The organism is Niallia sp. HCP3S3_B10, assembly GCF_052064465.1.
GTDB classification, from domain to species: Bacteria; Bacillota; Bacilli; order Bacillales; family Cytobacillaceae; genus Niallia; species Niallia hominis.
Genome location: NZ_JBQHVO010000059.1, coordinates 1 through 24945 on the forward strand (window position 1 = coordinate 1; position 24945 = coordinate 24945).

At 35.6% G+C, this 24945-nt stretch carries 26 protein-coding genes; 6 read left to right on the top strand and 20 right to left on the bottom strand.

Annotated elements, in window-relative coordinates; all coding sequences use genetic code 11:
* Positions 1-176 precede the first annotated feature (176 nt).
* The gene (locus ACTNDN_RS19700; RefSeq protein ID WP_031536917.1) at positions 177-1169 is read left to right on the top strand and encodes an NAD(P)/FAD-dependent oxidoreductase; all 993 of its coding nucleotides are present in this window, start codon (positions 177-179) and stop codon (positions 1167-1169) included.
* 171 nt (positions 1170-1340) lie between these two features.
* Here ACTNDN_RS19700 and ACTNDN_RS19705 read toward each other — a convergent pair whose 3' ends face one another.
* A complete protein-coding gene (locus ACTNDN_RS19705; RefSeq protein WP_031536916.1) occupies positions 1341-1706 on the bottom strand; it encodes a HesB/IscA family protein in 366 nt (121 codons plus the stop codon).
* Between the two features lie 245 nt (positions 1707-1951).
* Here ACTNDN_RS19705 and ACTNDN_RS19710 point away from each other — a divergent pair, with 245 nt between their 5' ends.
* Positions 1952-2638: a DUF2225 domain-containing protein gene (locus ACTNDN_RS19710; protein WP_031536915.1), complete on the top strand. Its 687-nt coding sequence runs from the start codon at positions 1952-1954 to the stop codon at positions 2636-2638.
* Positions 2639-2688: 50 nt separating this feature from the next.
* On the opposite strand, the gene ACTNDN_RS19715 is transcribed toward ACTNDN_RS19710, so the two are convergent.
* Positions 2689-2928: a DUF1450 domain-containing protein gene (locus ACTNDN_RS19715; RefSeq protein ID WP_031536914.1), complete on the bottom strand. Its 240-nt coding sequence runs from the start codon at positions 2926-2928 to the stop codon at positions 2689-2691.
* Between the two features lie 254 nt (positions 2929-3182).
* Between ACTNDN_RS19715 and ACTNDN_RS19720 the strand changes: the two genes are divergently transcribed.
* Positions 3183-4247, top strand: a complete 1065-nt coding sequence (locus tag ACTNDN_RS19720; protein WP_031536913.1) for an NAD(P)/FAD-dependent oxidoreductase — start codon at positions 3183-3185, stop codon at positions 4245-4247.
* 81 nt (positions 4248-4328) lie between these two features.
* On the opposite strand, the gene ACTNDN_RS19725 is transcribed toward ACTNDN_RS19720, so the two are convergent.
* Positions 4329-4652: a DUF1462 family protein gene (locus ACTNDN_RS19725; RefSeq protein WP_048718480.1), complete on the bottom strand. Its 324-nt coding sequence runs from the start codon at positions 4650-4652 to the stop codon at positions 4329-4331.
* A 151-nt stretch (positions 4653-4803) separates the two neighbouring features.
* Here ACTNDN_RS19725 and ACTNDN_RS19730 point away from each other — a divergent pair, with 151 nt between their 5' ends.
* Entirely contained in the window at positions 4804-5040 is a 237-nt protein-coding gene (locus ACTNDN_RS19730) for a NifU family protein (RefSeq protein ID WP_048718482.1), read from the top strand.
* Between the two features lie 73 nt (positions 5041-5113).
* Here ACTNDN_RS19730 and thrB read toward each other — a convergent pair whose 3' ends face one another.
* From thrB to yutH, 4 genes are all read right to left on the bottom strand, one after another.
* Complete coding sequence (gene thrB, locus ACTNDN_RS19735; protein WP_048718484.1) at positions 5114-6031, bottom strand: homoserine kinase; 918 nt, start codon at positions 6029-6031, stop codon at positions 5114-5116.
* On the bottom strand, positions 6028-7089 hold the full coding sequence (thrC, locus tag ACTNDN_RS19740) for a threonine synthase (protein ID WP_048718486.1): 1062 nt from the start codon (positions 7087-7089) through the stop codon (positions 6028-6030). Before thrC ends, thrB begins: the two co-directional genes overlap by 4 nt.
* The gene (locus ACTNDN_RS19745; protein ID WP_048718488.1) at positions 7089-8384 is read right to left on the bottom strand and encodes a homoserine dehydrogenase; all 1296 of its coding nucleotides are present in this window, start codon (positions 8382-8384) and stop codon (positions 7089-7091) included. The genes thrC and ACTNDN_RS19745 overlap by 1 nt, the downstream gene beginning before the upstream one ends.
* Before the next feature lie 410 nt (positions 8385-8794).
* Positions 8795-9796 carry a spore coat putative kinase YutH gene (yutH, locus tag ACTNDN_RS19750; RefSeq protein WP_251628056.1) on the bottom strand — a complete coding sequence of 334 codons (1002 nt, stop codon included), beginning with the start codon at positions 9794-9796 and terminating at the stop codon, positions 8795-8797.
* 191 nt (positions 9797-9987) lie between these two features.
* Between yutH and ACTNDN_RS19755 the strand changes: the two genes are divergently transcribed.
* Positions 9988-10479 (top strand): phosphatidylglycerophosphatase A family protein, encoded by a 492-nt coding sequence (locus tag ACTNDN_RS19755; RefSeq protein ID WP_031536302.1) that lies wholly within the window; start codon positions 9988-9990, stop codon positions 10477-10479.
* An 84-nt stretch (positions 10480-10563) separates the two neighbouring features.
* On the opposite strand, the gene ACTNDN_RS19760 is transcribed toward ACTNDN_RS19755, so the two are convergent.
* The 5 genes from ACTNDN_RS19760 to lipA all read right to left on the bottom strand — a co-directional run bounded on the left by ACTNDN_RS19760 (position 10564) and on the right by lipA (position 14955).
* The gene (locus ACTNDN_RS19760) at positions 10564-11340 is read right to left on the bottom strand and encodes a TIGR01457 family HAD-type hydrolase (protein ID WP_031536303.1); all 777 of its coding nucleotides are present in this window, start codon (positions 11338-11340) and stop codon (positions 10564-10566) included.
* Positions 11341-11379: 39 nt separating this feature from the next.
* Positions 11380-11817, bottom strand: coding sequence for a DUF86 domain-containing protein (locus ACTNDN_RS19765; RefSeq protein ID WP_031536304.1), 438 nt, complete (start codon positions 11815-11817; stop codon positions 11380-11382).
* Between the two features lie 24 nt (positions 11818-11841).
* Positions 11842-13140: an EAL domain-containing protein gene (locus tag ACTNDN_RS19770; protein WP_349205074.1), complete on the bottom strand. Its 1299-nt coding sequence runs from the start codon at positions 13138-13140 to the stop codon at positions 11842-11844.
* 346 nt (positions 13141-13486) lie between these two features.
* Positions 13487-13759 (bottom strand): YutD family protein, encoded by a 273-nt coding sequence (locus tag ACTNDN_RS19775; RefSeq protein WP_031536307.1) that lies wholly within the window; start codon positions 13757-13759, stop codon positions 13487-13489.
* Positions 13760-14040: 281 nt separating this feature from the next.
* Positions 14041-14955: a lipoyl synthase gene (lipA, locus tag ACTNDN_RS19780; protein WP_349205075.1), complete on the bottom strand. Its 915-nt coding sequence runs from the start codon at positions 14953-14955 to the stop codon at positions 14041-14043.
* Between the two features lie 259 nt (positions 14956-15214).
* On the opposite strand from lipA, the gene ACTNDN_RS19785 reads away from it, so the two are divergent.
* Positions 15215-16195 carry a M23 family metallopeptidase gene (locus tag ACTNDN_RS19785; RefSeq protein ID WP_435406675.1) on the top strand — a complete coding sequence of 327 codons (981 nt, stop codon included), beginning with the start codon at positions 15215-15217 and terminating at the stop codon, positions 16193-16195.
* Between the two features lie 66 nt (positions 16196-16261).
* Here the strand turns inward: ACTNDN_RS19785 and ACTNDN_RS19790 are convergent, their stop codons facing one another.
* The 8 genes from ACTNDN_RS19790 to sufB all read right to left on the bottom strand — a co-directional run bounded on the left by ACTNDN_RS19790 (position 16262) and on the right by sufB (position 24911).
* Complete coding sequence (locus tag ACTNDN_RS19790; protein WP_349205076.1) at positions 16262-17356, bottom strand: HD-GYP domain-containing protein; 1095 nt, start codon at positions 17354-17356, stop codon at positions 16262-16264.
* A gap of 163 nt (positions 17357-17519) precedes the next feature.
* Complete coding sequence (locus ACTNDN_RS19795) at positions 17520-17822, bottom strand: YunC family protein (protein WP_251628063.1); 303 nt, start codon at positions 17820-17822, stop codon at positions 17520-17522.
* Between the two features lie 111 nt (positions 17823-17933).
* A complete protein-coding gene (locus ACTNDN_RS19800) occupies positions 17934-19337 on the bottom strand; it encodes a bifunctional metallophosphatase/5'-nucleotidase (RefSeq protein WP_441131925.1) in 1404 nt (467 codons plus the stop codon).
* A 51-nt stretch (positions 19338-19388) separates the two neighbouring features.
* Positions 19389-20234: a DUF72 domain-containing protein gene (locus ACTNDN_RS19805; protein ID WP_349205078.1), complete on the bottom strand. Its 846-nt coding sequence runs from the start codon at positions 20232-20234 to the stop codon at positions 19389-19391.
* Positions 20235-20822: 588 nt separating this feature from the next.
* A complete protein-coding gene (locus ACTNDN_RS19810; RefSeq protein WP_349205079.1) occupies positions 20823-21827 on the bottom strand; it encodes a sugar kinase in 1005 nt (334 codons plus the stop codon).
* A 2-nt stretch (positions 21828-21829) separates the two neighbouring features.
* The gene (locus tag ACTNDN_RS19815; RefSeq protein WP_349205080.1) at positions 21830-22477 is read right to left on the bottom strand and encodes a bifunctional 4-hydroxy-2-oxoglutarate aldolase/2-dehydro-3-deoxy-phosphogluconate aldolase; all 648 of its coding nucleotides are present in this window, start codon (positions 22475-22477) and stop codon (positions 21830-21832) included.
* A 123-nt stretch (positions 22478-22600) separates the two neighbouring features.
* On the bottom strand, positions 22601-23359 hold the full coding sequence (locus ACTNDN_RS19820; protein ID WP_251628073.1) for an IclR family transcriptional regulator: 759 nt from the start codon (positions 23357-23359) through the stop codon (positions 22601-22603).
* A 154-nt stretch (positions 23360-23513) separates the two neighbouring features.
* Positions 23514-24911 carry a Fe-S cluster assembly protein SufB gene (gene sufB, locus ACTNDN_RS19825; protein ID WP_031536328.1) on the bottom strand — a complete coding sequence of 466 codons (1398 nt, stop codon included), beginning with the start codon at positions 24909-24911 and terminating at the stop codon, positions 23514-23516.
* Positions 24912-24945 lie beyond the last annotated feature (34 nt).

Sequence of the window (24945 nt, forward strand, 5' to 3'; positions counted from 1 at the left end):
GAAAGCGTTAACAATAGAGATAGCAAACACACTGAAAAAGAGAGAAATTCCGACGATAAAAAATTTCTCCCACAAATACTTGACTCAAACAACTAAGTTTAAAAAAGTGAGAAATCATAATCATTATGATATGATAGCTTGTAGATTGAATCTTTTTGTAGGAGGGTTTTAGAAAATTGGAAGAAAATCAAACCATTTATGATATAACAGTTATTGGTGGTGGGCCAGTTGGAATGTTCACTGCTTTCTATGGAGGGATGAGACAAGCAACCGTTAAGATTATCGAAAGTCTCCCTACACTTGGCGGCCAGCTGACAGCGCTCTATCCTGAAAAATATATATACGATATTGCGGGCTTCCCAAAAATTCGCGCCCAAGAGTTAGTAGATAATTTAGAAGAGCAAATGAAAAAATTTGAGCAGTCCATTGTGTTGGAACAAGCTGTTCAAACGGTTGAAAAGCAAGGGGATGGTGTATTCAAAATCACTACAGATAAGGAAGTCCATTATTCCAAAACCATTATTATAACTGCTGGAAATGGAGCATTTCAGCCTCGTAAATTAGAATTGGAGCAAGCGAAAGATTTTGAAGGAAAAAACCTTTATTACTTCATCAATGACTTAAATCAATTTGCAGGTAAAAAAGTAATGGTATTTGGCGGTGGAGATTCTGCTGTAGATTGGGCATTAATGCTAGAGCCTATTGCTGATACAGTTTATTTAGCACATAGACGTGATAAATTCCGTGCACATGAGCATAGTGTAGAAAATCTTAAAAACTCAAAAGTTAACATTAAAACACCTTATATTCCGTCTGAATTAGTTGGAGATGAGGAGATTAAACAAGTTATTCTTGAGAATGTAACAACACAAGAAAAAGAAATTATTGATGTAGATGCAGTCATCGTAAACTACGGATTTGTTTCTTCTTTAGGTCCAATTAAAGAATGGGGCTTTGACATTCAAAAGAACTCTATTGTTGTTAACAGCAAAATGGAAACAAATATTCCAGGGATTTATGCAGCTGGTGACATCTGCACATATGATGGAAAAGTTAAATTGATCGCTACTGGATTTGGCGAAGCACCTACAGCTGTCAATAATGCGAAAACATATATGGATCCAAAGGCACGAGTACAGCCGCTTCATAGTACTTCATTATTTAAGTAAAAAGAAGAATTATTTAAAGACTGATGATAATCGTTCCCTTTCTGAAAAGGAATGTGATTACACTCAGTCTTTTATTTATCTATCTAGAAATTAAAAAAACACCACTAATCATTCATGATCCCTCTAACTGAGGGTTTCAATCCTGATATAGTGATGTTTTTTTATTTTATATTAGCATTCCTCAGGTGTCCCAGCCACTTTCGCTGTACGGAAAGATGACCCACAACCACATGAGGCAATCGCATTAGGATTGTCGATGGTGAAGCCTCCACCCATCAGGGATTGCTTGTAATCGATTTTTGTACCCTTTAAGATTGGACCATCATTTTGATCTACTAATACACGAATACCAAATTGCTCAAACAATTGGTCATTTTCTTCTTTTTCCGGTGAGAAGCCCATTCCATAAGATAATCCACTGCAGCCTCCACCTTTTACTGCTACTCTTAAATAAGAATTTTCTTCCTCATTTTCCTTCATCATTTCTTTTATTTGAAGAGCAGCGGCTTCTGTAATGTGTACGATTTCTTCTGTCACTGTACATTCTCCTTTCGTCCTTTTATTATTTTCTATTATATACCTCCATTTAAAACTACTCAACAGAATGAAACGGAGTAAAAGATTGGTAATAATATCTTTTCTCCTTTATTTGCTTTCCTTCACACACAAACAGGGACTATGTACCTATTTATAATATTTATATAGGAAAAAATACTTAAACAGATGTATAATTAGGATATATACAACATGAAATTATACCTATCAATAAAGGAGGGAGACGCTTGAATAAGATCAAACCATTATTTGACAAACAATGCACTTGTTTACTTTGCCAAACTAAGTTTACTACAAAGAAATTGCGTACAAGATTTGTTAAATTGAATAAAATGGATTCAGATTTCTTTCCTATCTATGATGAGCATAATCCACTCCTTTATTACATAAATGTGTGCCCAGCTTGTGGTTTCTCTTACAGTGATGACTCCAGTCGTTATTTTGCACAAGAAAGCAAGATGGCACTTATTGAAAAAGTTAGTTCCCACTGGATTCCACATTCATTTGATAAGGAACGGAGTATAGAGGATAGTATTAAAACATATAAATTAGCTGCTTATTGTGCTTCTGTACGAAAGGAAAAACATATTACCGTCGCTGGTCTATATCTCCGCATTGCATGGCATTATCGCATGCTAAATAATACAGAACAGGAAATCCGTTTTATTAACCTTGCATTATCAGAATATGAAACTTCCTATTCCATTGGTGATTACCAAGGTACCAAAGTATCTGAACTAAGGACTATTTATTTAATAGCAGATCTTTCAAAGCGTACAAATAATTTAGAGAAAGCTACTAAGTTTTATTCGAAAGTAATCGAACAGCAGAATAGGACCGTTGAAACACAAATTGTGAAGCTAGCTAAAGAGAGCTGGCAGGAAATGCGTGACAGCCAAAAAACCTTCATATGAAATCATATCTATCAGTGGAATCTGTTACCACTCACTCACTGATAGATTTTTTATGCAAATGGGTGCTCCGCTAAATACTGATATACCTTTTTCACAAGATCTTGTGAATCTTCCCCTTTTATTATTTCTCCATCTACCAAAGCAAAGCATGACTCCCCGCAATGTCCACAGTAACCTAAGCAGCCATAATCAATTACATCTAAAGAATCATCCTGCTCAAGAATTTCCTTTGCTTCCATTGCCCCAGATGCAAGGTTGCTGAGGCAGAATTCAATTAGTGGTTTAAACATTTAGCTCACCTCTTTCTTACAATTATACTAGGTTTTCGTGTAGCTAAAGCAAAGAATGTCCAATTATCCAATAAGAAAAAAATTTTTGAAATATAGTGCTGCAAACATGATGAACTGCAAAGGGAAAAGTCATTTTCCTTCTGTAAATATGAATAAACCGTCCTAACCCTTTAATATACTATATAAGGAGACAGCTCCGACTTTAATGAACTATTTCATACAATAGATACCGATAATGGTTAAGGGGGGAAAGAATGAAAAAATTAGTAATATTAGGCGGTGGGTATGGTGGAATGCAACTTTTATCCTCCATAATACCCCATTTACCATATAATCTAATGGTCATATTAATAGATAAAGTTCCTTTTCATTTTCTTAAAACGGAATATTACGCTATTGCTGCTGGAACTGTTCAAGATCAAAGCCTACAAATTCCTTTTCCTAAACACCCTCAAGTCAGTATTATACAAGCAGAAGTTGAAAAAATTGATTTGGAAAAAAATAAGGTATGGTTATCTGATGGAAATCCAATTGCATATAATGATCTAATTATTGGGCTTGGCTGTGAAGACGATTATCATCAAGTGGAGGGAGCAGATAAATACACACATAGTATTCAAACAATTAGCAAGTCTAAACATACACATAAACATCTTCAAGGCTTGCCCGATAATGGAAAAGTGGCAATTATCGGCGGTGGGCTAAGTGGTGTTGAATTAGCTGCCGAGCTAGCAGAAAGCAAAAAGCTACAAATAGCATTATTTGATCGAGGAAATGCCATTTTATCCGCCTATCCAAAAAAGGTAAGAAATTATGTTGAACGATGGTTTGAGACAAAAAAAGTTAGCGTTTATAAAAACAGTGAAATTACTCGCATCGAAGAGAATATTGTTTATAATCACGGAAGCCCCATGCCTTTTGACTGTATCGTATGGACTGCAGGAATCCAGCCAAATAAAATTGTACGTGCGTTAGACGTAGAAAAGGATAAGAAAGGAAGAATTTTTCTCTCCAAATATCATCACCTTCCAAGTAATGAACATGTATTTGTTGTAGGAGATTGTGCTAGTTTAAATCATCCTCCTAGTGCACAGCTTGCTCGAGGACAGGCAGAGCAAATTGCCTTTGTTCTCATTTCTAAATGGCAAGGTAAATTGCTTCCGTATCATATGCCTCCTATCAAGCTAAAAGGTGTACTAGGCTCTTTAGGAAAAAAAGACGGCTTTGGACTTATCGCCAAAACCGCACTAACTGGAAGAATTCCACGTTTAATAAAGCGTGGTGTCCTTTGGAAGGATAAAATAAAAAAAGCAAAATAGCCGATTATAAAGGAGAGCTGTTTTTGATTGATACACTCTATTCATTATCACATTTCAAAAACGACTCTCCTTCCCTTTCGTCTATATGCTCGTATATCCATATTTCTCAAATTCTGCATAAATTATCTTTAACTTAGGATTTCCTTCTCCAACTATTTCTCCCTCGACGACGACGACTGGATAAAATAAGTCTTCCTCTATTATCTTCCGACAAAATTCATTTTTTTCTTCTTCATAATTTGCTTGAAATATATCATAATAATTAATTTGAAAGGTTTGTTCTGGAAACTTTCTGCTCAATGCTGCTTGAAGCCACTCATACGTGTCTTTTGAAGATGGCAGATTAACACAGCTCGCACAAATTTGATCTGCCCCATAAATACTTACTTCAATCTCTTTTTTCAAAAGATTCCCTCCCTAACTGTCTATTTCTTCTTTTACTGTTATCGTATTGTTTTAAATAAATCCATTTTTTGTTTATCAATTCATGTTTCTTGATTATAGATTTTTCATCCTAATGTGATTATAATAAATAATAGGAAAGGAGTCGATATGTATGCAAGAATTAGAAATGAAAGAACAAGTACAAGAAGTACTCGATAAATTACGTCCATTCCTTTTAAGAGATGGCGGAGACTGTGAATTAGTTGATGTAGAGGACGGCATTGTTAAACTGCGCTTACTTGGCGCATGCGGAAGCTGCCCAAGCTCTACCATTACTTTAAAGGCTGGTATTGAACGTGCTTTATTAGAAGAAGTTCCAGGAATTTATGAAGTAGAGCAAGTATTTTAATCTTTACAATATGGAGAAGTAGCAAGAGGATGCAGTAAGCTGCATCCTCTTTTCTTTTGCTTACATTATTTTATTAAGCATCTGTTACAATAGCCCCGGTACAAAGACTGCCTTCCTTGTCTATTTCCAATGGCAGAAAGCACATTTCAGGTAATAACGGGGTTAAACCCTCAATTAAAGCATTCATTTCTCCAGGTCTTACAAAGCATAGCACAGTCGGCCCTGCACCGCTTAGAGCAACACCATAAGCACCAAGCTCATAGGCTTGCTCCTCCAATATTTGCAAATGTGGAACAAGTTCTTTTCTATAAGGCTGATGGTACTTGTCCTTCTTCATCATCTTCCCTGCAAGCTCTAGATTACCTGACAACAGGGCTGCAACTAGTAAATTAGATATTGCACCTGCAGAAACAGCTTCGCCGAAAGATAGAGTACTCGGCAATACGCCCCGTGAAGATTTTGTTAACAGTTCTTCCTCTGGAATAACCGCCAACACTTCCAAATCGATGGAGTGGATCGTTTCTGCATCTACTTCTTCCCCTAATTGACACCCTATTACTAAACCACCAAAAAGGCTTGCTCCTACATTATCTGGATGTCCTTCCATTTTAGATGCAATTTCAAACTTTTCTTGTTTCGTCAAGCGTAAGTCTCCAACTTGATCCGCAAGTTCAATTCCCGCTACAATGGCCGATGCGCTCGATCCTAAGCCCCTTGCTAGAGGGATATTACTAGCAACTTTAATCTCGCAGGGTGAAAGAATAGTTTGAAATGATTCTGCAACCTCGATAGCTGTTTTAACAATGAAATTTCTTTCATCTTGAGGAAATTCCTTTAGTTCATCCGTTAACGGAATAACCTCCCAACAATCACTTCGGACTACTTCTAATGTTAGATATAAATTTAACGCTAAGCCAATACTATCAAAGCCTGGGCCTAAGTTAGCCGTACTTGCTGGCACTTTAATAAATAGCATTTCGCCTTCGTTCATATATGAACGACTCCTTTGATATGGTTCGCAACAGCCTTCTCATCATTTGGTAGAACTACTGGTTTTATTGGACTAACATCAATAGCTGTATTTGGATCCTTTAAGCCATTTCCTGTAAGAATAGCGACAATTTTACTTCCTTTTGGAATTTTTCCACTTTGAATATGCTTATACACACCAGCAATGGATGCACAGGAACCTGGCTCAGCAAACACACCTTCTTTAGCTGCTATTGTACGATAAGCAGCTACTATTTCTTCATCTGTTACTTCATCAATAATCCCCTTTGATTCTTGCTGTGCTTGAACAGCTAACTTCCAGCTTGCCGGATTACCAATGCGAATCGCGGTAGCAATTGTTTCTGGATTTTCAAAAACACGGTTATGAACAATCGCGGCCGCTCCTGCTGCCTCGAAGCCATGAATTTTCGGAAGCCCTGTTTGCTTTACTTGATGATATTCTTTAAATCCTTTCCAATATGCACTAATATTCCCTGCGTTTCCAACTGGGATTGCCAATATGTCTGGAGCTCCTCCCAATTGATCACACACTTCAAAGGCTGCCGTTTTTTGACCTTCTAAACGATATGGATTAACAGAATTCACTAGTGCAACCGGCTCTGTTTCACTAATTTTTCGAACCATTTGTAAGGCTTGGTCAAAATTCCCTTCAATAGCGATAATTTCTGCACCATACATTACCGCTTGCGCAAGTTTACCCATCGCGATTTTCCCTTCAGGAATAACTACGATACAACGCATTCCTGCACGAGTAGCATATGCTGCAGCTGCTGCCGATGTATTACCAGTAGAAGCACAGATTACTGTTGAGTTACCTTCTTCTTTAGCCTTTGCAACAGCCATTACCATTCCTCTGTCTTTAAAAGACCCAGTAGGATTCGTTCCTTCTGTTTTAACATAAAGCTCTACGCCCCACTCTTCCGACAACTTATCTAGCTTAATTAATGGCGTATTTCCTTCATTTAATGTTAACATCGGTGTTGATTCATTTATTGGCAAATATTCTTTATATTCTTCTAAAAGGCCTTTCCATCTCATTACTTTGTACCTCCCTCAACTCGGTATGAACTTTTGACTGTTCGGACAGATCTTAAATCCCTTAATTCTAATAATATATTTTCATAGTTTAATAAAGAAGCATGATGTGTAACTAGGACGATTTCCGCCAGCCCTTTTTCCTTCACTGGTAATTGGAGAATCTTCTCAAAACTGACTCCATGTTGAGAGAAGATGGAGGTAATTTCTGCAAATACACCAACCTCATCCTCTACTTGCAGACGCAAGAAATACTTTGAAAATCTTTCATCTGGATCTTTTAACTTCTTTTTAAATTGTGGAGCAATTGCTCCCTTTCCGTTTACACCCAATCTCATATTTTTTAAGACATTAACTAAATCCGACACAACTGCTGTTGCAGTAGGTAAGCTTCCAGCACCTGGACCATAAAACATCGTTTCTCCTACAGCTTCTCCATAAACATATACAGCGTTATATTCATTATTAACAGATGCTAATGGGTGACTGTCTACGATAAAGGTCGGCTGTACACTTACCTCGACTTTTTCTTCCTGCCTTTGAGCGATACCAATGAGCTTCATTGTGTATCCCAGCTGCTTTCCATACTGAATATCTTCATCTGTTACATTGGTAATTCCTTCTACCTTCACATCTTCTAATCCTATATTCATGGAAAAGCCTAGTGTAGCTAAAATCGTCATTTTTCTAGCAGCGTCCAATCCTTCTACATCTGAGGTTGGATCACTTTCTGCGAAACCTAATTTTTGTGCTTCTAATAAGACATCACTATATGGTCTTTGCTGTTGACTCATTTTCGTTAGAATAAAATTAGTTGTACCGTTCACGATTCCCATCATTTTGATGATTCGATCAGAAGCTAATCCATCAACTAATCCCCTTAGTATAGGAATTCCCCCAGCAACACTGGCTTCATAAAATAAGTCACAATTATTCTGGGAAGCTGCCTGCAAAAGCGCTGCTCCATGTACAGCCATTAAATCTTTATTTGCTGTGACTACTTGCTTTTTATTTTTTAGTGCCTTGAGCAAGATGTTCCTTGTATCTTCTATCCCACCCATTACTTCAATTACCACATCTATTTCAGGATCATCCAAAATATCATTTGCTTCCACTGTTAGGAGGATGTCTTTTACCTCTACATCTCTCTCCTTATTGATATTTTTGACTAGAATTTTTTTTACTTTCACCGGACAGCCAACCTGATGCATAATTTTATCCTGATGATTTTCGATAATTTTCACAACGCCCGATCCAACAGTTCCTAATCCGAGTAGTCCAATTGAGATTGTCTCCATCTGCTTCCTCCCGTTGATGTTCTTTTTACGAGAACAACTGTCTTTGTATAGTAGACATTATAGTGTTTGATTCCTTTTTTTACAAGGGGTGTTTAACATTCTTTTGAAAATTTATTTTTTTTTATAAGAATGATTAACTAAATTTTCTCCCTAAAAAGGAAACAACCGCTCGTTTACTTATTTAATCTATTATAAAGGAATTTTATGTAATACTAAAAGGAAAATTATAAATCTTGTGTATTTTTAGATTTCAGCAGAAGATTACATTTTCGATGTATTCCTCTGTAACGTTTGCTCTTCCTATTCAGGCAACGTTTGCACATAGCTACTGTTTTCTCGATAGTAAAAAAAGACCCCATTAAATGTGGTGTACAGCCACGTTAACAAGGTCTTATTATCACATTGTCTGTTTATAACCAAGTAACAATCGGTATCTTCATTGTTTTTACAGGAACTTCTGTGTTTTGATAAAATTCCTTGAGAAATATTTCTAAGTCTCTTGATTGATTGAGCATTTTCTTTAGCCTTTCTTCTAGAAACAATCGATCTGCTTCATGTGTAGCAGAATAGTAATTTTCCACACATTCTACATAATGAATGGGAAATAACAATCTTGCATAAATTAGTCTCCATGCAAAAGAGCTTAGCGGCATAACACTTTGATATTCCTCATAAAATGTTTTTACTTCTCTATGATATGTTTTAATATTTCTAAAATAACGGTCTCTTGTCCATTCCGCAAGATCTCTTCCACAATGATCAAAAACCCAATCAAATGGATTTTTAATATAATACTCCCCTGCCCACGTATCCTTTGTAAAACGATTATAGCAAATCGTTCCACTATCCACTGCATTAGGATCATCATCTAGCTCTGTATCGACAAGATACTGGATTGCATTCTCAGCAATTCCCATATAATATGGAAAAGATTCTCGAAATAACTTATCGAATTCACTTTCCGGTTCTTTATATAACATACCGTTCCAAAAACCTTCCATCTGATCCATTCTTTGTTCCCACATGCTCTTCCATTGGCCCATCCTGCTTATTTTTTGCACACCAAATTGCACTGTTCTTCCTCTAAAATGAAACTTTCCGAGCTTTCTTCCCAACTGACGCGAACGAAAAGGCCGCAACCGATTATTCATTATCACACAATAATGCTGTTCATCTATTTCTGTATATTTCTCTCCTTCTTTTGACTCTAAAATCATGCTAACATGATGGTCTCCAGTTTGGTATATATGTGCCGCTATTTGGTCTCTTTCTGCCAGCTCATCTTCCTCTACCCTTCCAACTGGAACGAGTGTAAATAACTTTCCTTCATTAATACAGGCTTCATAATGCCCAATTCTCGTTTCTTCTTCTACTTCAATCCCATATTTTGCAGATAAAATATTACGAATCATGCTTCCCCCTCCTATCCTCTCTTTTAGGAGTATATGATGTTGTATGTAAAAACTTGTTAAGTCGATTAAATTAATGAATATCACACTTTAAGGAAACAATAAGGGAGTATAGGAACATTTATCGACTTTCATGCATATAATAATAAACACTGTGACTACATAGTGAATAAACAAAAGAAAAGGTGAAGTTCATGTCATTAAAAGACCTAACAGAAAAAACAGCAAGAAAGTGGTTACATGAACGTGGAGTTAACATAGAGGATATTGCGAAGCTTGTATATATATTACAAGAGAAATATCATAATGATTTAAAAATGGATGACTGTATTCATAATGTGGAACGTGTCCTGTCAAAACGCGAGGTGCAAAACGCTATAATTACAGGGATACAATTAGATGTGTTAGCAGAAAAAAAGCTATTAGAATCTCCACTTCAAGAAATTGTAGAAACAGATGAAGGACTTTATGGAGTGGATGAGGTACTTGCATTTTCTATTGTTAATGTGTATGGCTCGATCGGATTTACGAATTATGGATATGTCGATAAATTAAAGCCAGGTATATTACAAAGGCTTAATGATAAGAGCACTGGAGAGTGTCATACTTTCTTAGATGACATTGTAGGTGCCATTGCAGCAGCAGCTTCCAGCAGACTAGCTCACCGTGCAAAAGGGGAAGAATAAGTCTAAAACAGCTGAATAAGGACATTTCGAAACAAGTAAACAATAAGTATACTTTGTTTGCGAAGCGTCCTCTTTTTAACTTAATTATTTTTTTACATCCCAATCCATTAAGCTATCTACCGTATAAGTTGGCTGGATGGAGTAGTCACCCAATTGTTCTTTGGTAGTTACACCTGTATGGACTAAAAGTGTATCCATATTTGCATTCATTCCTGCCATTATATCTGTTTGATAATTATCTCCTACCATCAAAACATCTTCTTTAGGCATGTTCAGTAATTTGATTGCTTGGTCAATTATAATGGATTCTGGCTTTCCTATCACGATTGGCTGTTGTTGTGTACTCACTGTAATTACAGATGTAACAGCACCATTACCTGGCAATAATCCCCGTTCAGTTGGCAAAGCAGTGTCACCATTTGTGCACACAAATTTTGCTCCATTGCGTACAGCCAGACAAGCTATCGTCAGTTTTTCATAGGTAATCTTCTGGTCAAGTCCAGCAACTACATAATCGACATTTTCAGAAGTCTCAACAAGCTTTAAGCCTTTTTCAATTAAAGCTTGTTGAAGCCCTACTTCACCAATCATAAATACGCTGGCTTCTGAAGCTCTTTCCGCGATATAATTTGCTGATGCCATTGCAGAGGTAAATACCTCACTTGCTTTTGCAGGTATATCGAATTCCCGTAGCTTCTGTGCTACCTGTTCTGGAGTTTTTGTTGAATTGTTTGTGACATATAAATAAGGAATTCTTGCGGCAATTAATCGTTTGACAAATTCAGCAGCTTCTGTAATCACTTCTGTACCACGATACATCGTGCCATCTAAATCGATTAAATATCCTTTATAAGCTTTCATTTATCCAAAATCCTTTCTAATGATACATTTTCATATACATTAATTTTTAAATGCAGACACAGGACCGAGTTCATGAATTAAGTAATCCTTCACAGACGGGATAAGTGATTTTATCGAATTCATATTTTGTGCAAATGCAGAAGCCAATTTCTGATGATCGATATCTGTATAATGATGTACAAGCTGTTTTCTCCACAGAATAAGCTCTTTCATGTCTTCTGCTATTCCTGTAGTAATTACTCTTTCATCTGTTAATATATCTACAATGTCATCATAGCTTCCAGGGTCTCTCATAATAAAACCGTCAATCATACTATTTCCCACATCCAAAATTACTTCAATCATCAAATGTGTAATTCTTTCCAATGCCACTTTTTCCAAAAAAGTATTCCAAGTATCCTGATTTTCAAATTGACGGATAAGTTCCTGATAATAGCGTAATTGTTCATCTATTTTTTCTCGGTCCACAAAATACATAATTGCGACTTCTCCTTCCGTGCCTTATGAGATTTGTAAGTGATCACTTAAGCTAGTTGGCTTGGCATAGAAATATCCTTGAGCTAAATCAACTTTATTCTTTGATAAAACAGAGGCTTCTTCTGCACTTTCGATGCCTTCTGCAACAACAACTGAACCTACTTCTTTAGCGATGAGAAGCAGCCCTTTTAGCATTGATTCTTTCACTGAATTTTTATCAATATTCTGGATAACAGACCGGTCAATTTTTATAATATCTGGCATAATTTCACTTATAGAATGAAGGCTTGCATAGCCTGCTCCTGTATCATCTACCGCGATTAAAAAACCAATCATTCTTAACACTTTCAGATTATTAGAAAAATGCTCTAAACCTTCAAATGAATCTCTCTCCGTAATCTCAATCGTTATTTTTTGGGGGGAAATCCCTTTAAATCGACGGATAACATTTTTAATATCTTTAATAAATCTTGGATTGCCTATTGTAACAGGTGTAAAGTTAATAAAGATATTGTGCTTCCATTTTGTATGCTGAATTTGTTCAAAAGCTTTTTCCAGTACAATCATTTCAAGATCATACAAGAATTTTGTTTGCCTTGCTAAGGAGAACAACTGAAGAGGATTTTCTAATGCCGTTCCTTTTGGTCCTCTTGTCAGCATTTCACAGGCATGAATTTTATTTGTTTCTACATCCATAATTGGCTGGGCTAATAAACAAATACGCTTATGGGCGACAATATCGCTTAATTCATGGACTAATTTATTGAATTCTGTATCAGATCTTTTATGTGCCATTGCAAGCGCTAATTCATAAGCCGTTTGAATGGCATCCTGAAGATAAGTATATTTTTTCTCGATAAACATATACCCAGAATTAAATACAGGTTGAACCCTCCCTGTTTCTCGAAAAACTCTTTCAACATTATGTATAATACTTTTTATTAGATCATCCAGGAGTGGGAGGCATTCCGTTCCTTGCTTCCATTTAATAAACATTGTCAGGCTATTTGGGCTGAAATCATGAATAGCCATAAATTCATTTGAAACATCCAATGATTGAATCGTTGCACGAAAAGACTTTTTTAGAAACCGAATATACTCTAAAAAATCCCGCACTTCTAATTGTTGCTTGATTCTATGTAAATTTATTATATCAATTACAACAACGGTCACCTCATATCCATTCTTCATTGCTTTCTCTACTTGATGAATAATAGGGTCTCGTAAAACAAATGAGGGTGGAAAATACTTTATACATTTTGCTGGTAACAATAATTTCCCCCAATTGAATAACCTTGAATATATATTTTCTTGATATTTCATAGCTCCATTCCTCTCAAAAGCCAACTTTTCCTGTTACAAATAAGCATTTTACATCTCTTGCGATGGACTTTTCCTTTACTTTTTGTGCTTGCAATTCAAGCAATTACTTGCAAAAAGCAGCACTTAGGAATTTTTTAAATGTAGAGTAGAAAAACATTAAAGGTTTACCTTACTTGTAAGAAACGGCTTATAGATATAGATTTATTTAAAAAATTCAAGTAGCTTATGCCAAGTTACAAAATAAAAGCTATATCCTATTTAAACACCGCTTCAAAACAGACCCATTTCTCATTTTTTTCAGAATGGAAGCTCCTTCTTCAAGCATAATCGGAAGGATCGCTGAATACTATTTCGTTTTTTTCACTACAAAATATGCACAGCCAAAATTACAATATTCATACAAATACTCTGTTAATGTACTTATTTTTGTGTCAAAGCTTGATTTTTGATTATTGTCATCAAAGAAACCACGTAGTCTTAATTGTCCATAGCCCCAATCTCCGACAATATAGTCGTATTTTGATAATATATCACTAAATCTATTTTTAAATGCTTCTTCATTAAAACCTGATTTTCTTTCTTCAATCAGTTCATAACAATTGTTATTAATACAAACCAATCGTATCACCTCAAAACCTATATGGATTTCATATATATAGTCTAATCATAATATTACCCACTTTCATTATAACCTTAGGAAGGATATTTACATAGCAAAAGCAATAATTTCTTCCTATTAAAAAACAGAATTTTTTATTTTTTATGTTTTAATCATTTTGGCGAATCGTGATTTATGTAATATAATTCCATTAAACATATAGGGGAACACTTAGGATCCATGAAAAACTCAAAAATTTTTTCCACTTAGACAACAAAAAAAGACCCCCAGAAGGGATCTTTTTAAGCTTCTTTTGCATGTTCAGTCATTTGTTGATTCTTTTTCGCTTCATTCACTTGCTCATCTGCATGATAGGAAGAACGAACTAATGGTCCTGCTTCACAATGGCTAAAGCCTTTACTTAATGCAATTTCTTTCAATTCTTTAAATTCATCTGGATGATAATATTTTTGCACTTTTAAATGCTTGGAAGTTGGTTGTAAATACTGCCCTATTGTCATAATATCAACGTTATTTTCTCTGAGATCATCCATCGTTGCAACAATTTCTTCTTTTGTTTCTCCTAAACCGATCATAATACTAGATTTAGTCGGTATAGTAGGCTGCATTTCCTTTGCTCTGCGTAAAAATTCAAGGGAACGATGGTATTTTGCTCTTGCACGTACTCTAGGGGTTAATCTTTCTACTGTTTCAATATTATGGTTCAAGATATCAGGTTTAGCATCCATTAACATACGTAGGTTTTCTTCTACGCCTCCCATATCGGAAGGTAGTACTTCAATGCTGGTGAATGGATTTTTTCTGCGAATGGCGCGAACCGTTTCTGCAAAAACAGCTGCACCGCCGTCTTTTAAATCATCTCTTGCAACAGCAGTAATGACGACATGCTTTAAATTCATCGCAAAAACAGAATCAGCAACTCTTTCAGGCTCTTGCCAATCTAGTTCTGTCGGTAAGCCTGTTTTTACTGCACAAAAACGACAAGCTCTTGTGCAAGTATCTCCTAGAATCATAAATGTCGCTGTTCTTCTTACAGCCCAACATTCATGAATATTTGGACATTTTGCTTCCTCACAAACTGTATGTAGTTGTTTTTCCTTCATCATTTTTTTCAAACCTGTATAATTTTCATTCGTATTCAACTTAATTTTCAACCATTCAGGCTTGCGTAAATATTCTTGTTTTTTCTCTGACACCATATTCATCTCCTAGTAAAATAATTTTCATCATTTACCTAAAAACAGTATTGTATAACAATATCCAATCAGAAAAATTTGTAATGTTACACACAATAGAAGGAATTCTCCACTTCATTTGTCACTTTAACATAATGCAAATACCTCTACAAGTTATTGATTAAAAAGATTACCATTAATTGATAATTATTTTTTTCCTATTACTTCACAAAATATAACGACAGAATATGAAGGGAGGGATTATCTTTTGCACAGGTTCATGTTTTTAATCATTATACTTATGTTTTTACTACCTAACACTGTCACATACGCGACTGAAAAAACGAATGATCCTTACACGAAACGAATGGAACTGTATAACAAAGTCGAAGCATTGTATCAAATACCTTGGTATTATATAGCGGCTGTCGATCAATATGAGAGAAATATTCGCTCCGCAAGAACAGATATCCCAAAAGCAGAAGGTCTTACTGGGATTTATTTTACAAAAGAAAAATGGGCAGGCATTATCAATCCAAATTCCGATGATACCAATCCTTTAACCATTCCTTTATTTGGAGGACTGGGAGCAGATGGTAATGGAGATGGAAAGGCAGATCGATTTAATGATGAAGATATCCTCTCCGCATTCTCTAATTATATAAGCCAATACGGAGTGGATGAGGAAAACTTTAGAATCGGTCTATGGAATTACTATAAAAGAGATAAAACAGTAAGTATCATAATGGGAAAAGCTGCAATATATAAACATTTTGGAAGATTAAATTTGGATGATCACGCCTTCCCTCTTCCGTTAAGAAGTAATCATAGCTATATTAGTACTTGGGGGGATGCACGCGGCTGGGGAGGAAAACGCATCCATGAAGGAACCGACATTTTTGCAGACTATGGTGTCCCTGTGAAAGCGACTTCCTATGGAATTGTCGAAATGAAAGGTTGGAATAATTTTGGTGGATGGCGAATTGGCATAAGAGATATTAACAATAACTATCATTATTTTGCCCATTTAAGTGGATTTTCTAAAGATATAAAAGCAGGTATGATAGTCGAACCAGGTATGCTCATCGGAGGGGTTGGGAGTTCAGGATATGGACCACCAGGAACGTCAGGAAAATTCCCGCCACATCTGCATTATGGAATCTATAAAGATAATGGATATACAGAATGGTCTTTTGATCCGTATGCTCACTTACGATTATGGGAAAGACAAGAACAGATAAGAGCACGAAATAAAAAATAAAAATTTCATTAAGTTCGCTGGCGATAAGATGAATTTGCTCATTCTTATCGCCATTATTGGTGCATTCTATAATGGATGATGAATCGTATCACATTCCGTTATGAGAATAGAAAAATCTTCTTTTAAATCTAAATCGTAAGGAGTGATTTCTTTACCATCATGTTCAATTATTCGAATAATCGGTCTTTCATTCATTCCTTTATTTTGTTTGCAGACAATTCCTTTTTCTCCATTACTTAGCTTTACACTTAATCCATTTGGATAAAGAACAATTGCCCTTCTAAAAGCTTCGACAATTTTCGCGTCATACAGTTGACTCGAGCCAGTATATAAAATTTCTAGTGCTTCATGTGGTAATAGGGCATCATGATAAACACGATTTGATGTTATTGCATCAAATACATCCGCAACAGCAATTATTTTTCCGAATAAGTGTATGTCTTCTTCTATCAACCCCCTAGGATAACCAGATCCATTCAAACGCTCATGATGCTGATAAGCACAATGAGCAACTAATAACGGTAGAGACTGGACATTTCTTAGGATTTCAAATCCTGCTTCTGCATGGCTCTTTACTATTTCATATTCTTCTTCTGTCAATTTTCCTGGTTTCATTAGAATCTCTAAAGGAATGCTCATTTTACCAATATCATGCAAAATAGCCCCTAATCCGATAATTTCCATCTGCTTAGGAGAAAGTTTTAATTCTAAACCTAATGCCAATGTATAAATGGTAACATTTAAGCTATGTGAAAAAATATAATTATCATACAAATATACATCTGACATAATAGAATAAAGATCATCATGATTCTTTAACTCTGCTAGTACTTTTCCAACTAGCTTTTTAAAAATAGGAGTGTTTTTTTTCATCACCATTGATATATTGGAAGAATCTGTCTGTTTAATTGCATGAAAACTTTTCTCAATCGTTTTCATCGCTTCCATCTTAACCTGCTCTGAAATTGCAGCATTTACTTCTATATCCTTGGTATGCTTATCCTCCAAATATACGTAGCTGACGCCAAAATCAACCAGCCTTTTAATAATTCTATCCTCTAGTCGCACCCCACTATTTACTAACACCTTTCCACGATCATTTAAAATGGGCTTTGCTAAGATAGCACCTTCTTGTATATTTTTCGTCCCAACTAATTTCATGCTTTAATGGCTCCTAATTATTTTTGTATATAATTATTATATCGTACAATTCCTCTTGTTTCTTTAGACCTATTGAAAATAAAAAGAAAATTATTCCTTATAGAAAGAAAGCTTAACGAAAATAAAATTCCCCATTCGTTAAGCTTTCTGTACACTTATATTATTAAACCATTTTCAGTAATGCTTCTTTGCCTATCATGCCTTTATGAATTCCATAAGTCTCCGCTTCTACTGTAACTGATTCCAAAGGCGCCTCTAGTAATTGCTCAATCGTTCTAACTCCAACTGCTCTTCCAGCAATTATCTTTCTGTCCTTTAGCTTATCATTTAACAATCCTATATCTAGCGCACCACACATGATATACCCCTTATCATTTTTCACTGCAAGCAAGGTAGTTTTAGGCAATAGTACTGAGACCGCAATAAAAGTATGTCCATTGATATCAACAGGATACACATCAATCATAATACTTTGTGCTCACTCCTCTCTTTACCTTCATGGTAATTATATTCAAAAGAGGAGGAATCTGTGTTAGTTAAATTCTTGCATTTCAAAATTCCACAAAAAAATAGCTCCTTATGCTTTTATCCTATTTCGCAACCTTTCTGCAAGTATATTACGCATAAATTCAGGAAGAAAATAGTCTTTCTTTGCAGCTCGATAAATAGATGGAAAGAAATTACCAAACGTCAACATATCTGGCACTGTAATGACATAGTACTGATCTGCTAGTATTTCTTTAGATTGTATAAAATATCTAACTCTTTCTCCACTTTTTTCTTCTGTAATTCCCGCTGAAATCATTTTCCCCATTAAAGTCCCTCTAAAGCCGAGACCTTTCACCTGCAACGTCTCCCATTTTTCTGCTTTCATATCAAGCAAAATTTCCTTTAATTCAGCTCCTGTTAAGGTAACATTACATGGATTAATCGGATGTGGACAAATGGATAATAAATCAAAGAAAGTAACATCCCCTGGCTGTAAGCCATTTAGTATTAATCCTTCATTAAGGATGGCGCAATCAGAATGACACCATGAGACTAATTTTTCACAGAGCATTTTCGCAAGAAATTCACGAGAATAGTACTCATCAATGGTAACTGCTTTTTCTGATAAAGCTTGTTTCCCTTGCAAGTAATAATTTTCAATGATGGCTTCTTCCTCGTTCGCTATCGGCAATTTACTTGTTTCATATAATATTGCCTTTTTATCCATTACTTTCTTTAAATCATCAATCTTTATTTCAATATGGCCTACATAATAGCCATACTTTCCGGCAGCACCTTGGAGATTATTATTCATTATTTTTCCTTGATGAAAAATATGGTGTGTATGTGCACCCAAAATAACATCTATTTCTGGAAAATTTGTTGCTATCATCTCATCATCATTTATTCCTAAATGGGATAACAATATAATGATGTCTACCTGTCCTCTAAGCTCTTCTATTTGCTTAGATAGTTCTTGCATGGGTTCTGTCAACTTCCATCCTAAAAGCTCATATAATTGTTCAAAATATGCAGTAATGCCAACTACACCAATTTTTGTTCCTTTTGCGGTAGTATATATTTGATGAGGGATAGCCCATGCTGGTCGTTCTCCGTTCTTCTTATAAAGGTTTGCAACAATTACATCGAATAAGGCACCATCATATAAGTGATCTAATGCCTCATATGGCAAGGTAATCCCTTCATTGTTCCCTATTGTCACTGCATCATAGCGCTCTTTATTTAATAGCTCTGTATTAATTCTACCTTTCGTCGCTTCAGTATAAGGATGAGACAAATCCAAATGGTCGCCTATATCAAATAAATAAACAGCTTCGCCGGCCTCTTCATGCCATTTTTTTCTTTCACGCAGCAATTCATAAATTCTTGGCCAATTTTCAAAATGGCTATGTAAATCATTAGTATGATATATATGGATGACTTCCATCTTCTCGCCTTCCTTGTTTTGAATTTTTCTCTTTTTATTAGGCATTTATTTATCCAAGGAGATTCGTCTTCTCCTTCTTCGATTTGCTCCACTATTTTAAAATAAATCTAATTGTCTTGGAGCTAAATCCGTATATTCTATATTTAGTAATTCAATAAGTTCTTTGCCGTTGTCAGCAGCATCTCCACCAGAGTTATTATTAAAAAGAACATAAACATTTTTACATTCCTTTTCAAGCTGACTAATATTTTCGACCCATTCTTTTAATTCCATCGTATTATAGCGATATAAATAGCGAACCTCTCGCCAATTTGGATTGTTATTTTGTTGCCATCCATAGTAATTTCTACCGTGAAGACGAATTAGCACCTTTTCCTCGCCAACAGCCTTTAACACAGTAGGAACAGACCCTGGCATTACTTGTGGCTCATCACAAATACTATGAATCCAATTCTCTTCTCTCATAAACTGAAGCGTACTTTTCCGATACTTTTCATCAAACCATGATTGATGTCGAAATTCAAGGGCGCATGGTATATCACCCATTTTCTTCTTACAAGCTCTTAAGTATTGGACATTTTCCTTTGTACAATCAAACCATGGTGGAAATTGAAATAATACCATAGCAAGTTTTCCTGCTTTTATATAAGGAACTAAGGAGTCAATAAACGCAAAAAACATTTCTTCATGGGAAGAAAATGGAATGTCCCCGCGGTTATGTCCTGTCATTCCTTGATATGCCTTTACTATAAATTGAAAGGATTCTGGTGTTTTCCGTACCCAAGATTCTGCGTTGCGCACTGGTTGCACGGCATAAAAAGAAGCATCTACTTCCACTGTCGGAAAATAACCAGCATACTCCACTAATTTATTCTGCGATGAAGTATTTTTTCCATAAAGACTTGTATGGTCTCCCCATCCAGTTAAACCAATATGAATCAATTAAATCACCTCTATGTAAGTCTTTCTCGATGTGGTAGCCACTTCGATTAGACGATAACTGCGCCTTGAAAAAAACAATAAATAATAACAATATCTATTCCTCTACACTAGATATCATATCATAATCACCATAAATAACTAAGTTTAAAGAAATAGAGAAAATACTCTGTGTTATCCAAAGGGGTAAAAAAGCTCGTTTTTATTCAAATATGATTAGTTTATTTTGAATATCCTTCCCTCTATATGTTAGGATTTAGAGATTTCTATAAGGATTTACATTTAAATTGAGGAAAACATATACTATAAAAGGAGTGGAAATAATCGAGATCTTTTCACCATTGCAGAAACAAATTTTATACAATAGACACTGTTAGTTATGGTACTATAAATCAGCAAATGGAACAGTTTTCATTTGAGGATAATTATTGAAATATGTAAAAATACAATTATATTGCCATTATAAAAAATCCTGGTGAGAACCTTCACCAAGATTTTTTAATTTGTTTACTACTCATCATTAAATGCTTTATTCTCCTCATACTTAGCCATCACGTGGAAGTTGTGCACATTTTGCATTTTAAAATACTTCTATCGATTTATTTTTCCAGATCCAGCTAATAAAAAGCTCGTTACTTCTTGTTCGCTAAATTGATTGCAATCACCATAAACAGTATGTTTTAAAGCAGATGCAGCTGTAGCAAAATTAATCATCTCCTGGGGTGTGTTTTGGACTAATATTCCATGAAGAACGCCTCCCGCAAAAGCATCCCCTCCGCCTACTCTATCAATAATCGGATTAATTAGATGTTTTTGAGATTCATAGTAGCTATTGTTCATCCATAGTGTTCCTATTAATTCATTATTACTAGCGGAAAGCACGTTTCTTTTCGTAGAATATAAAATAGATATATTCGGAAACTTCTTCTGTATCTCTTGATAGTAGTAGGCTAATTCATTCTCTTCACCAGTGTATTCAGAGATTCCCAAAAGGTAGATTGCATCAAGCTTACCTGCTGAACAATAATCTACAAGTGGCAAAATTTCCGACATCGTTTCTCCTGCTTCTTTTTGAGACCATAATTTCCCACGATAGTTTATATCAAAGCTGATTTTGCAGCCAGCCTCTTTTGCCGCTTTAACAAGCGAGATTGTTATTTTTTTCCAATTCAAGGATAATGCAGGGGTAATTCCTGAGATATGAAAAATATCAACATTGCTGAATAGCTCTTCCTTTTGCCATTCACTTTCCGTCATTTCGGCAAAGCTTGACCCAGTGCGGTCATAAATGACATTTGCCGCTCTTTCACCAATTCCAGCTTCTACATAATAAGTACCTAACCGAGATCCTGCTTTTAAAAGATAATCAGTATGTACTCTATAGCGCTTTAAATGCTTTACTACACCTTCTCCTAAGTCATTGTCTGGAATTTTACTAGCAAAGTAGACATCGTGACCAAAATTGGCTAGTGAAATAGCGACATTGGCTTCACCCCCGCCATAATGTGCACGAAAATTATCTGCCTGGGCAATTCGTATACCAGAATCAGTGGATAGACGAAGCATGATTTCACCTAACGTAACTACCTTCCCCATATTTATGCTCCTTTAATTTGATGAAATTTTTCCATATACTGACTAGCAATCTCTGTAACTTTGTCAAAATCTCCATTTGCCACAGGTGCTAATAGATTTCCTCCAACTCCAACTGCTACTACCCCTGCTTTAAACCACTCTTCCATGTTTTCCAAGCTTACTCCACCTGTTGGCATAATATTAACTTGCGGCATCGGCGCTTTAAATGCGGATACAATACTTGGACCGTAAGCGCTACCTGGGAATAGCTTGATAATATCTACTCCTGCTTTTAATGCCTCTTTCATTTCTGTAATGGTTAAGCACCCTGGAAGATATGGTGTTTGATAAAGATTACATAATTCTGCAGTTTCTTTATCAAAGTTTGGGCTAACAATATATTCTGCTCCAGCCATGATAGCTAAACGAGCAGTTACTACATCCAATACAGTCCCTGCACCAATGACAATGTCAGAATTATCCTTATACAACTCTACTAATTCACTAATCGCTTTATCTGCATTAGGAACAGTAAAAGTTAATTCGATTCCCTTCATGCCACCCTGAACTACTGCGCTGCTTGCCTGCACAGCCTCTTCCTTGCTATTACCTCTAACTACCGCAATTACCCCAGCATTTTTTAAGCGTTGTAATGTTTCCACTCTTTTCATTCCGCTCACTCTTTTCTTATTTAGAAATTTAATTTTATTATTAAGAAACCTCAATTTGATTATACATACTTTTTCGAAAAATGTAAACGCTAGTCATAAAATATAAAAAATCGCCGAAACGATTTAATGAGCCACAGCTTGAATTACCTCATTTTTCGTTTCGACGATTGCCTTAATTATTTGCCTTTTAAAGTCTTCGGTGAGCCTATATTTCGGCATACTTACACTAAAAGCCCCAATGATTTCCCCATCTTTTTTTAAGGAAGCTCCAATACAGAAAATATCCTTCTCCATTTCTTCATCATCAAAGGCAATACCAGTCTCTCTCACTTTCTGTAGCTCGGAAGCCAGTTTTAAAGAGTTCGTTATTGTATGCTCTGTAAATGGAACTAATGGAGTTTCTTTTATATATTGTGAATAATCCTCTTCATCAAATTCTGCCAGAACGGCTTTTCCCATTGCTGAACTGTATAAAGGTCTTGTTATCCCTACCCTTGATGACATTCTTATTGTCTGATGTTTAGCCTCTAATTTGTTTACATATAAAATTTCATTGTCTGCGAGTACACCTAAATGAATGGTTTCATCAATTAATTTTTGCAGTTTTTCTAAATAAGGAAAAGTTAACTCTACTAAATCCAGTTGATCCACACCTTGATTGGCATACCGAATAAGTTTGGATCCTAATCGATAATTTTTATTTTTATCCCTGCTAACAAAGCCTATCAACAATAAAGTGTCCAATATTTTTAAAGTAGTAGAAGTGGTCATTTCTGTGTTTTGAGCAATACTTTGCAAAGTTTGATTTGGATTTTCCGAAAGATAATCCATAATTTTTGCAGCCCTTAATAGGACTGTTCCATAAGGTTTTGTTTTCTCCATCATACACCCTCTTTTCCAATAAAGAAATTATATAGGAAAAGAGGATAAAATTAAAGTGGTCTGACCAAATATTTATAATTCCGTTGCCTCTTCAACATCCTAGCATAAAAAAGAAGACGAACTTCGAAAAGTTCGCCTCCTATCTTAAGAAATATTAACCGATAGAACCTTCCATCTCGAACTTGATCAGACGGTTCATTTCAACTGCATATTCCATTGGTAATTCTTTTGTGAATGGCTCGATAAAGCCCATTACGATCATTTCTGTTGCTTCTTCTTCGGAAATACCTCTACTCATTAGGTAGAATAATTGCTCTTCAGATACTTTCGAAACTTTTGCTTCGTGCTCTAATGAAATATTGTCATTTAAAATTTCATTGTATGGAATAGTATCGGAAGTAGACTTGTTATCCATGATTAATGTGTCACATTCGATATTGGAACGGGCACCATCGGCTTTACGTCCAAAGTGAACAATCCCACGGTATGTTACTTTTCCACCTTGTTTCGAAATAGATTTAGAAACAATGGTAGATGATGTATTTGGAGCTAAGTGAAGCATTTTTGCTCCAGCATCTTGGTGTTGTCCTTTTCCAGCAAGAGCGATAGATAAAGTCATTCCTCTTGCGCCTTCCCCTCTTAAGATAACAGCAGGGTATTTCATCGTTAATTTAGAACCAATATTTCCATCGATCCATTCCATTGTAGCATTCGCATCACAAACAGCACGCTTTGTAACTAAATTGTATACGTTATTTGCCCAGTTTTGAATCGTCGTATAACGGCAATATGCATCTTTTTTAATAATGATTTCAACAACCGCACTATGAAGAGAGTTAGTTGTGTATACTGGTGCTGTACATCCTTCAACGTAATGCACACTTGCACCCTCATCCACGATGATTAACGTTCTTTCAAATTGTCCCATATTTTCAGAGTTAATACGGAAGTACGCTTGTAATGGCGTATCCACTTTAATTCCTTTTGGAACATAAATGAAAGATCCACCAGACCATACTGCTGAGTTTAAGGCAGCAAACTTATTATCTGTGGCTGGGATAACTGTTGCCCAATGCTCACGGAAAATATCTTCATTTTCTCTTAATGCAGAATCCGTATCTTTGAAAACAATCCCCATTTTCTCAAGATCTTCTTGCATATTATGGTAAACAACCTCTGATTCATACTGAGCAGACACACCAGCTAAGTATTTTTGCTCTGCTTCTGGAATACCAAGCTTATCAAATGTTTGTTTGATTTCATCTGGTACTTCATCCCAAGATCTTTCTGTCTTCTCTGATGGTTTTACATAATACGTAATTTCATCAAAGTTTAAAGCAGATAGATCGCCACCCCATTGTGGCATTGGCATTTTATAAAAATGCTCTAATGATTTCAAGCGGAAGTCTAACATCCATTGTGGTTCAGCCTTCATTTTTGAAATTTCTTCAACGATTTCTTTCGTTAATCCACGTTTGGAACGAAAGATAGAAACGTCTTTGTCTGAAAATCCATATTTATAATCCCCAATTTCGGGCATCTTTTTTGCCATTTCATTTTCCTCCATTCTACATGCAACCTTGGTG